General features: G+C 64.1%; 9 protein-coding genes and 1 tRNA gene. 3 read left to right on the forward strand and 7 right to left on the reverse strand.

Translation table 11 applies throughout. The annotated features are described in order from the left end of the window. Nucleotides 1-126: 126 nt before the first annotated feature. The 5 genes from CKO28_RS25285 to CKO28_RS25305 all read right to left on the reverse strand — a co-directional run bounded on the left by CKO28_RS25285 (nucleotide 127) and on the right by CKO28_RS25305 (nucleotide 5,181). Nucleotides 127-477 carry a tRNA-binding protein gene (locus CKO28_RS25285; protein WP_200343815.1) on the reverse strand — a complete coding sequence of 117 codons (351 nt, stop codon included), beginning with the start codon at nucleotides 475-477 and terminating at the stop codon, nucleotides 127-129. Between the two features lie 339 nt (nucleotides 478-816). Then, on the reverse strand, nucleotides 817-1,449 hold the full coding sequence (locus CKO28_RS25290) for a phasin family protein (RefSeq protein WP_200343822.1): 633 nt from the start codon (nucleotides 1,447-1,449) through the stop codon (nucleotides 817-819). 256 nt (nucleotides 1,450-1,705) lie between these two features. Next, on the reverse strand, nucleotides 1,706-2,545 hold the full coding sequence (locus tag CKO28_RS25295) for a TetR family transcriptional regulator (RefSeq protein ID WP_200343824.1): 840 nt from the start codon (nucleotides 2,543-2,545) through the stop codon (nucleotides 1,706-1,708). Between the two features lie 498 nt (nucleotides 2,546-3,043). Continuing rightward, on the reverse strand, nucleotides 3,044-4,411 hold the full coding sequence (locus tag CKO28_RS25300) for a BaiN/RdsA family NAD(P)/FAD-dependent oxidoreductase (protein WP_338050243.1): 1,368 nt from the start codon (nucleotides 4,409-4,411) through the stop codon (nucleotides 3,044-3,046). A gap of 14 nt (nucleotides 4,412-4,425) precedes the next feature. Beyond that, entirely contained in the window at nucleotides 4,426-5,181 is a 756-nt protein-coding gene (locus tag CKO28_RS25305; RefSeq protein WP_200343826.1) for a polyamine aminopropyltransferase, read from the reverse strand. A gap of 307 nt (nucleotides 5,182-5,488) precedes the next feature. Between CKO28_RS25305 and CKO28_RS25310 the strand changes: the two genes are divergently transcribed. After that, complete coding sequence (locus CKO28_RS25310) at nucleotides 5,489-5,836, forward strand: hypothetical protein (protein ID WP_200343828.1); 348 nt, start codon at nucleotides 5,489-5,491, stop codon at nucleotides 5,834-5,836. Nucleotides 5,837-6,462: 626 nt separating this feature from the next. Then, nucleotides 6,463-8,244, forward strand: a complete 1,782-nt coding sequence (locus CKO28_RS25320) for a hypothetical protein (RefSeq protein ID WP_200343832.1) — start codon at nucleotides 6,463-6,465, stop codon at nucleotides 8,242-8,244. Nucleotides 8,245-8,247: 3 nt separating this feature from the next. Here the strand turns inward: CKO28_RS25320 and CKO28_RS25325 are convergent. Continuing rightward, nucleotides 8,248-8,323 (reverse strand) — tRNA-Ile (locus CKO28_RS25325). A gap of 224 nt (nucleotides 8,324-8,547) precedes the next feature. Here CKO28_RS25325 and CKO28_RS25330 point away from each other — a divergent pair. Continuing rightward, nucleotides 8,548-8,916 carry a DUF6429 family protein gene (locus CKO28_RS25330; protein ID WP_200343834.1) on the forward strand — a complete coding sequence of 123 codons (369 nt, stop codon included), beginning with the start codon at nucleotides 8,548-8,550 and terminating at the stop codon, nucleotides 8,914-8,916. A 251-nt stretch (nucleotides 8,917-9,167) separates the two neighbouring features. On the opposite strand, the gene CKO28_RS25335 is transcribed toward CKO28_RS25330, so the two are convergent. Then, nucleotides 9,168-9,334: transposase (locus tag CKO28_RS25335; RefSeq protein WP_200342701.1), on the reverse strand; the 167-nt coding region annotated here is incomplete at its 5' end.

A 9,334-nucleotide genomic window follows, 5' to 3' on the forward strand; every position in this document is an offset into this window, starting at 1 on the left:
CGCGAAGGTCTTCGAACTTACCCATACCCCAAACCTACCAACCTGCGCCCGATCATGCCGCCTATACGCCGATTCTATTCTGGCAAATTCACCCAGCCTTCGATTCGTTTCTTGCTTTTCAGGTCCTTAGTACAGCCGGCCGCCGTTCGGGACCGGGCGCTCGGGGGCGATCAGAACGACATCGCCGTGCGCGTCCGGGAAGCCGAGAACCAGGCATTCCGAGCGGAACTTGGCGATCTGCTTGGCGGGGAAATTGACCACGGCGGCGACCTGCCGGCCGAGCAGATCCTCGCGGGAGTAGTGCGCGGTCACCTGCGCGGACGTCTTGCGGGTGCCGAGCGGGCCGAAGTCGATCCACAGCTTGTAGGCCGCCCGCCTGGCTTCGGGGAAATCCGCCACGTCGGTCACCGTGCCGACGCGCACGTCGACCTTCAGGAAATCGTCGATCCCGATCTCGGGCGCCGGGTCGTCGGTCATCGCGGGCCTTGGGTGTCGCCGGCAGCTGATGGGCTCAACATGTAAAGACCTACCGCACGCGGGCCGGGAGTTCCAGTCCTCGCCGACCGGCCGTTCGGGAACCTTCGACACGGACGCCTTCGGCGTCCTAACTCAGGATTAAAAGTGTGTTTTATCAGTTGTTTAAAGCCAACTTCATCATGCTGAATGGCCGGTCATAAGGCCGGCGTGTCGAAGCAGGCTACAAGGCCGCTCCTGCCCGTCCACAAAAAAACCGGGCCGGCATCCCCTCGTGGGACGCCGGCCCGGCTTGCTCGTCCGACTGCCGTCCGGTTTGGACGGCGATCCTCTCAGCGGCGCTTAGTTGGCGTTCACGCTGGAGGAGGAGCCGCCCTTGCTCTTGGAAGACCCGGAGCTGGAACTCGTCCCGCCGGTAGCGGTCTGGCCGGTGCCGGTCTGGCCGGTGCCGTTGGCGGCGTTGGTGGCGGTCTGGACCGCGTTCTGCGCCGCCTTGGTGGCCTGGCCGGTCGCCTTCTCGCTCTGCTTGACGACGGTCTGCATGCTGTCGCGCATCTCGTCGAAGCTCTCGGCGACGCGCTTGTTCAGCAGCTCCAGCGCCTCGTTCTGCGACTTCGCGCTCATCTCCGCCAGCTCGCGGGCGTGCTTCAGCGCGGTCTCGAAGGTATTCTTGGCGATCTCGGTCTGCTTGGCCACGCGCTCCTCGTTGGAGCCGGCGCCCTGGACCTGGGTCATCGCCTTGGCGGCCTCATCCATCGCCTCGCGGACGATCTCGGTCTGCCGGCGCGCCATCGCCTGGGCGCCCTCGAACGCGACCCGGTTGGCCTCGGTCAGCGCCTCGATGTTCTTGCGGTGGGCTTCCATGAAGCCCTTGTTGTCCAGGCCGGGGACCTGGAACTGATCCATGTACTTCCGCGGATCGAACATCTCGGTGAAGTTCTGATCCAGGAACGGGTTGCCGGTCTTGCTCGCCATCGTCTGATCCCTCCGTAAAAACGTTGCGGCCGCGTGCGCCAGCGCCGTGCCGTCGGCCCTGGTATTTGCAGCGCACCATTGCCGCTGTCAAGCACATATTTGTGCGGTGCACAAAACTTTCAAGGAGCGAAAAACGGCCCAGGGTTCAAGCCTGTACGGCAGGGCGCATCCGCCCCGCCGTTTTGCACTGCGAAAGACAAAGGTTAACCGCGGCGTCTGGGACGGCCGGGCCCCGCGCGCCGTCCGCGCCCGGGCGTCAATGCACCGCCGCCGACCCCGGTCCGCGCCGCGGATCGTCGAGCGGGCCGCCGCCGCCGGCGCCGTCGTCGCGCGGGTCCGCGCCGGGCGGGTCGGGGACCTCGGTCGCCGCGCCCTCGATCACCGGGCCGCTGGCGTCGTCGCCGCCGCCAGCGGTCACCATCCGCGACAGGCCGCGGCCCACCGGGCTGTCCTTGACCGCGTCGCGGACCACGTCGCGCGCCCGCTCGCGGCCCTCCAGCACCTCGGCCGGGCGCTCGACCCGGCGCAGGTAGCCGTCGAGCGCGGCCATCGTCTTGGACAGATCGGCGCTGTCGTCGTCCAGCCAGGTGCGCAGCGCCAGCAGGTAGACCCCGCCCAGCCCGTTGATCCGAAGCTCGCCGCGCACCCCGGATGTCGAGATGTCGGCCGCTTCCAGCATCCGCGTCATCGACCGGCGCAGCTGGGTGTACCCGCCGAACGCCTGCCCCGGGTCGCGCAGCGTGCAGTCCAGGATCGAGCGGATCGCCGGCTTGTGGTCGCCCAGCGCGTCGAACCGGTTCATCAGCACCTCGAACAGCCGGTCCCTGGCCGGCTCCTCCAGATCCTCCGGCTCGATGCTGTCGGCCACCTGGTCGTCGATCCGCCGGGCGTAGGCGCGGATCAGCGCCCACTTGCTGGGGCAGTGGCGGTAGAGTGCGGCCAGCGACAGCCCGGCGCGCTTGGCGACCTCGCGCAGGGCAACGCCGTTCCAGCCGCGGTCGTCGGCGATTGCGAGCGCATGCTCCGCCAGCTCCGCGAGGTCGATGCGCCGCGCCGCCGCGCCCGCTGCCTGTGGTCCGCTCGCCGCCTGTGCCATGACCGTCCCTCGCTGATGGTGGGGGCTGTTCCGAGAAAACGCCCGCGCCTGGCTGAGAGTTCGCGCGCCGCCCGTTTAACGCGCCGCCCGTCCAACAGGTAAGCCGCCTGCCCGGCGCTGCCACCCCCCGATCGGCAAGTGCGCCGCTCAGTACCCCTCGCGCTGCAGCCGCCAGAGCTGCCACAGCCCGAAGCCGAGCAGCCCGCCGAAGGTGAGCCCCAACTTGCCCAGGATCATGATCTCGAAACCGGTCATCGTCGTCCCTGCTGTGCGTTGCTCGCGGTGGCACGGCGCAACGGCGGGTTCCCCTCATCCCCTTGGCGGCGGGGGCAAGGGGGAGGTAGGTCTGCATGGGCCCGATACCCGTCAGGCGTCCTTCGACACGGCTTGCTGACGCAAGCCTGCTCAAGGATGACGTCAAAAACTTTAGTCACAAAAACACTGACGTCATGCCGAGCAGCCGCCCAAAGGCGGCGTGTCGAAGCACGCCCGTTGCCCTCAGACCGCCTGGCCGGCGGCCCAGCCGGACGACCAGGCCCACTGGAAGTTATACCCGCCGAGCCAGCCGGTCACGTCCACCGCCTCGCCGATCACATAGAGGCCGGGCACGGCGCGCGCCTGCATCGTGCGGCTGTCGAGCGCGGCGGTGTCGACCCCGCCGACCGTCACCTCCGCCTTGGCGAAACCCTCGGTCCCGGCGGGGACCAGCTGCCAGTCCTTCAGCCGCCGGACGATCGCCCGCAGCTCCCGGTCCGGCCATTCGGCGAGCGGGCGCGCGCCCTGGCCGTCGGCCAGCTGGCCCGCCAACTCCTGGGCCAACCGCTGGGCCAGGCGCTGGGGCAGCACCTCCGCCAGCACGGTGGCGAGCTGCTGGCGCGGCCGCTCGGCCTTGGCGGCGACCAGCCAGTCGGGATCGCCGACCGCCGGCAGCAGGTCGAAGTGCACCGGGAGGCCGGCCGGGTCGACCGGCTGGCTGCGCGCGCGCTTCCGGCCGCCGGGATGCGCGCCCGCGTGCAGGTCGGCCGCCTGCCAGTAGCTGGAGGCCTGCAGCACCGCCGGGCCGGAGACGCCGCGGTGGGTGAACAGCGTGGCCTCCCGGAAGCGCACGCCGTTGGCGCTGACCGCGCTGTCGACGGCCACGCCGGACAGCGGGGCGGCGAGCTGCTTGTCGTCCGGGCCCAGGGTCAGGGGCACCAGCGCCGGGCGCGGTTCGATCAGCGGCAGGCCGAAGTCGCGCGCCAGCTCGTAGGCGAACGCGGTCGCGCCCAGTTTCGGGATCGACGGCCCGCCGGTCGCCAGCACCACGCTGGGCGCGCTGAGGGTGCGGCTGTCCGTGCGCACGGTAAAGCCGCCGTCCGGCTCCGGCGCGCGTTCGACCGACCTCACGGGCGCGCTGGTCAGCACCGCGACCCCGGCCTGGGCGCATTCGCGCAGCAGCAGGTCGACGATCTGCCGGGCCGAGTGGTCGCAGAACAGCTGGCCCAGCGTCTTCTCGTGCCAGGCGATCCCGTGGTCGCTCACCAGGGAAATGAAATCCCACTGGGTGTAGCGGCTGAGCGCGGACTTGGCGAAGTGCGGATTCTTCGACAGGAAGCGGTCGGGACGGACCTCCAGGTTGGTGAAGTTGCAGCGCCCGCCGCCGGAGATCAGGATCTTCTTGCCGACCTCCGGCATGTGCTCGACCAGCGCCACCCGCCGGCCGCGGGCGCCGGCGGTCAGCGCGCACATCAGCCCCGCCGCGCCGCCGCCCAGCACGACGGCGTCGTAGCGCGCCGGCCGGTTTGCCGTGTCGGGAGATCCGCGGTCGCTCATCACCGCCGTCGTGTGGCTGGAATCGCCGGCGCGATCAAGCGCCGCGCGCGCCATCTACCATGCGCGCCCTAACGGGCCGTGCGCGCGAGATAGACCGTCTGGGTGAACGGCTTGTCCTGCAGCGGGTTGTGGAAGGTGACGGGCTCGGCCCAGGCCGCCGCGAACGCCTGCGCCATCCGCGCGACGATCGCGTCCTCCGGGCGGTCGTTGGACCACAGGCCGAACACCCCGCCGGGCGCCAGGTGCCGGGCGAGCTGCCGCAGGCCGGCCGGTTGGTAGAAGCTCTCCGAGCGCGGGTCGAGCAGCTGACGTGGCGAGTGGTCGATGTCGACCAGCACCGCGTCGAACGTGCGCCCGGGGGTGTCCGGGTCCACCCCCTCGGCCGAGCTCGCGAGCGCGAAGAAGTCGCCCTGCACCAGCCGGCAGCGCGGATCGCCGGTCAGCTCCGGGCCGAGCGGCAGCAGCCCCTCGCGGTGCCAGTCGAGCACGCCGTCGAGATACTCCACCACCACCAGCTGCCCGACCCGGTCGTCCGCCAGCGCGGCCCGCGCGGTGTAGCCGAGCCCGAGCCCGCCGATCGCGACCGCCCAGCCGCCGGCCCCTGCCGCACTGGGGGCCGCCGCCGGCCGGCTCTGCGCCAACGCCGCCAGCCCGCGCTCGGCCAGCGCCACCTCGGAGGCGGTGACCGCCGAGGTCATCACGAAATCGCCGCCCAGCTTGATCTCGTGAATGAACGCCTCCAGCCGCGGCTCCCATCGCCGGCGCAGGATCAGCGTGCCGAGGTCCGTCGGGCGGTAGTCGAGTTCCTGGAAGAGGGAGGCCATGGCAGCTTCTGTTCCGCTTGCGGGACGAAGCCCCTTCCTAGCACGGCCTGGGCGCCGGGACGACGGGGGGCGCCGGGACGAGGGGGACGCCGGGACGACGGGCCCGCACGCGGCCCGCGCCCAAGGCCGCCGCTTGACTTTTAACATAGTATAATTTACGTTCGTTAAACGAGATGTTGCCGGATGCGCAAGCTTGCGCGCTTCGGCCGGCCGGCTTGTGACGATCCGCGGCTCTGGCCCAAGGCCCTGTTCGATACCGCGCCCGGCACGTCAGACGCTTCTCCCTTGTTCGTTAGGAAAATCAGACATGAACATCCCCACATGGGCCAAGCCCGTCGCGCTGGGCGCGGCTGGCGGCGCCGTGGCGACGATGGTCGTCGGCTTCGCGTTCGGCGGCTGGGTCACGGCCGGCACCGCCAGCACCATGCAGGCGAACAGCGCCGAGGCCGCGATCGTGCAGGCCTTCACCCCGGTGTGCGTGGCCAAGGCCGAGCAGCAGCCCGACAAGCACGCCGGCCTGAAGGACAGCAGCCGCTGGCAACGCGACACCTACGTCATCGAGGCCGGCTGGGTGGACAACGTGAAGGAGGCCTACAAGCAACAGGTCGCCTCCGCCTGCGCCAAGGTCGTCGTCGACGGCATGGAAACGTCGTAGCGCCCAAGGCGTGACGGCCGACCCGGCGCGCGGGCGACGCCGGCCGCGCGCCGGATGAGGGTGCTGGCGGGGTGCCGGCCGGGCGGGGGGCTGGTCGGCATCCTGCGGGCGGTGGACCCGCACGGTGCAGCCCGGGCCGCACCCGTGATCCCTGGCGCCCGCTGGCTAGGTCATGCCAGAGCCCCGGGTTCGCGCCCGCCCAGCGCCACCTCGGAGGCCTTGACCGCCGAGTTCACCCGAAATCCCCGCCCAGGTTGATCTCGTGCATGAACGCTGCCATCCGCGGCTCCCACCCGCCGGCGCAGAATCAGCGTGCCGATATCGGTCGGACTACAGTCGAGTTCCTGGAAGCGGAAGGGCATGGGGCGTTCTGTGCGTAGTCGGCGATTAGCTGCCTGCCTCATACAGTTCAAAGTCAAGATTGTCCGAACAGTCGACCACAAAAACTGAACATCTCTAGCTGGGTGCGGTTATCTTCAACCTTATCCCGACGCACCTGTCCTGTTATGACGTGGAAATCGGTATCGAAAGCGGCCCCCTAACACCGCTCTTGCGCGCAGCAGGCTATTCCGGTACACGCAAAAACCGTAACCGTTACCAATAAGCGCAACCAGTCAGAGTGTTCCATGCGGACCCTTCCTAACAATTGGCCATCTTCTGCGCATTACCAGGGGATACAATTTGTCTCTCAGATTTTTGACGAAATGTTTTTTGATTACACTGCAGATAGTTACAGAACCCCGGCGTTATCCACATTGCACCGAGCGTACGAAGGCCACCTTGCTACTCAACAAATTATACAACAGGCTCTAAACCCTGTCTCTGTCAAACCGATCGTCCAAGAAATGATATATTCCTTAAAAAACGATCCGATTTCGAAGTCTATACTCAAAAATAGAACTGATTTCATATGCCAGCGACTTACTAAAGCTCAGGAAAAACCTAAGGATGCAAGGGACCTCTTCGCATACGCTCGCGACAATTTAGACGACTCCTATGCCCTAACGGCTAAAAGATTACTAAAAGAGGCAATACACACCCCACATCACAAAGAGCACACGCAAAAGCTCTGCCGTGAATTCGGCGCATATTTGATAAATATAGGATATACTCGCCAATACATTAGGCATATAATAAACGAGATATTACTAACCGGGGATCCCAATCAACGGGAACCGGACCAACTCCTTGAAGAGTTTCTCTCTTGCTTTACCGAGGATGTTTTCAATTTTACGACTTATGTATGGGTCGAGAACAAGTTTAAACAATACTTAAATCAATTTTCGAGCCTTGATTTTACTGAGATAAGGTTGGCCGATCTTGACAATAACATTAAAAATAAATCTAGATCATTTTTTCAGAATCGAAAGGGAAAAAGTCTTCTATATGCAGAAGATATTGAAGAAAAAGACCCCGCTGCGGCGCGAAACTTCGTATCTACGATGCTCCATGTAAACAGATCTTTTATATATTCAATAAACCCAGAATCTGGATTTTCTTGGGACGAGCGTATTTTTGTTCATGAACCCAAAAACAATATTGGCTCTCCGCTCGGACAACACCAAGCCCCTCTGTTGCGAAGATCTTCAGTTTCGAGCAAAGAGGCCACTGCACGCACTGAAAGACGGATCGATACGATCTTCAAGCATCTGAATAAAAATAGCCAGCAGCAAGTATTTCGCGCGTTAACCAGTTTTTCGAACGCATTTAACTCTGAAAGTCTTGAAACTCAATTTGTATCTGTCTGGTCCTCCTTAGAAGTTTTACTGCCTGATCCAAGCGAAAACGCAAGAATCGTTACATATGTCGAATATGTGACCGCGTGCTCAGGAATATATTACTCCTATAGAAACTTCTCATGGTTGTTTTCAGATTTAAAAACTAGTTATGACCGCGCGTTTTTAGAGCTATTAAAAGAAGATAAAAACTTTGAATCCGATATTGGTAAATTTATATCAATCATGTGCACGACTGAACATGAAAGCACTAGATTAAAATTATGCGAACTGGTGGCAGATAATCCGCTAGCTCTGTGGCGACTACACCTGTTGCACGAAAGTCATAAGACACCAGCTTCTATTAACAAATTCATAAAACGTCATACGGAGAGAGTCGCATGGCAGATTCACAGAATATACAGGACCCGTAACAGCTTACTACATTCAGGACAACGGCTACCGTATCTCGATTCTGTATTAATGAATGTACAAGAGTATTTCTCCAATATTATCGACGCGCTTGAAGATAGATCAAAAATTCGATTATCCCCAAGTCACAAAGATACGATACTGACCGAAATATCCTTTGATTTAAGATTTTTAGAAGAAAGACTTCGAGAGGGTGGTGATTCGCGTATCAATCAACAAGATATACTAAATTTCGTTTGGTTGCCTGGGGAAAATTTCTAAGATTGGTGGGCCCGCCAGGATTCGAACCTGGGACAACACCGTTATGAGCGGTGCGTTCTGACCGCTGAACTACGGGCCCATCGTTGTCAAGCGGAACGGGTGGGTTCGCCCGCCCGAACCCGCCTGACGTGCCGGCCGTGTGGGCCGGGCGGCGTGGGACCGCGCCCGCGTGCGGCCGGTGCGCTGTCCCTCCCCGCTTATCGCGCACACGGGCGCGGACGCGCAACCCGGGGGTTCGGTGCGGGCGTGCGTTTCGGGTAGTCTTGGGGGCGTGGGGTTGGACTTGGCACGGAGGATGGTGAGATGGCTGAGCGCGACAGCCGGGCGCCGCGGCTGGCGGCCGCGCCGGACGACGCCGCGCACCGCCGGCCGGCACTGCCGGCGAAGGACGGCGAGCAGGCGGAGCCGGGGGACCTCGAGCTCGACGAGGACAGGGTCGACGCGGCCGTGCTGGCGGTGCTGCTGCTGACCGCGCACCAGCAGGGCAAGGGCGAGCCCTGGCGCGTCTGGAAGGGGGTCGACTGGGAGGCGACCGACCGGCTGCACGAAAAGGGCTACATCGGCGACCCGGTGTCGAAGGCGAAGTCGGTGGTCCTGACCGAGGCCGGCTTCGCCCGCAGGCGCGCGCTGCTGCGCCAGCTGTGCGGGCCCGCGGACGGCGGCGACGACTGAGCGGCCCCCGGGGCGCTTGGGGGGCGCGCGGCGTGCATCCCCTCTCCCTTGACGGGAGAGGGAGGGGCCCGCGCGTCAGCGCGTGGGAGGGTGAGGGTGGGACTCCTCGGATGTAGCCGAGGAGTCCCACCCTCACCTGTCCTCTCCCGTCTCGGGAGAGGGACCCGCTGCCATGGCCGTGGTGGCACCCGGGCGGCGGGCTGTCGGAAGGGCGGAGCGCGCGGGGCGCTTGGCTAGGGTGTGGACTCAAATCATAGGAACCATGTGCGCATCGCGATCAGCGCCACGGTAGCTTCGAAGGTTACTTTCAGCTTGTCGAAGCGCATAGCGAAGCGTCTGTAATCTTTCATTCGATTGAAAGCACGTTCGATCAGGTTCCGTTCACGATAGAGATCGGAGTTTTCTTCGGGTTTTTGAC

The organism is Rhodovibrio sodomensis, from assembly GCF_016583645.1.
GTDB lineage: Bacteria > Pseudomonadota > Alphaproteobacteria > Kiloniellales > Rhodovibrionaceae > Rhodovibrio > Rhodovibrio sodomensis.

Excerpts from the sequence above, each read along its gene's own strand:
- CKO28_RS25320 (WP_200343832.1), top strand. The coding sequence starts at position 6,463 with ATGCGGACCCTTCCTAACAATTGGCCATCTTCTGCGCATTACCAGGGG.
- CKO28_RS25285 (WP_200343815.1), bottom strand. The coding sequence starts at position 477 with ATGACCGACGACCCGGCGCCCGAGATCGGGATCGACGATTTCCTGAAG.
- CKO28_RS25300 (WP_338050243.1), bottom strand. The coding sequence starts at position 4,411 with ATGGCGCGCGCGGCGCTTGATCGCGCCGGCGATTCCAGCCACACGACG.
- CKO28_RS25305 (WP_200343826.1), bottom strand. The coding sequence starts at position 5,181 with ATGGCCTCCCTCTTCCAGGAACTCGACTACCGCCCGACGGACCTCGGC.
- CKO28_RS25310 (WP_200343828.1), top strand. The coding sequence starts at position 5,489 with ATGAACATCCCCACATGGGCCAAGCCCGTCGCGCTGGGCGCGGCTGGC.
- CKO28_RS25330 (WP_200343834.1), top strand. The coding sequence starts at position 8,548 with ATGGCTGAGCGCGACAGCCGGGCGCCGCGGCTGGCGGCCGCGCCGGAC.
- CKO28_RS25290 (WP_200343822.1), bottom strand. The coding sequence starts at position 1,449 with ATGGCGAGCAAGACCGGCAACCCGTTCCTGGATCAGAACTTCACCGAG.
- CKO28_RS25295 (WP_200343824.1), bottom strand. The coding sequence starts at position 2,545 with ATGGCACAGGCGGCGAGCGGACCACAGGCAGCGGGCGCGGCGGCGCGG.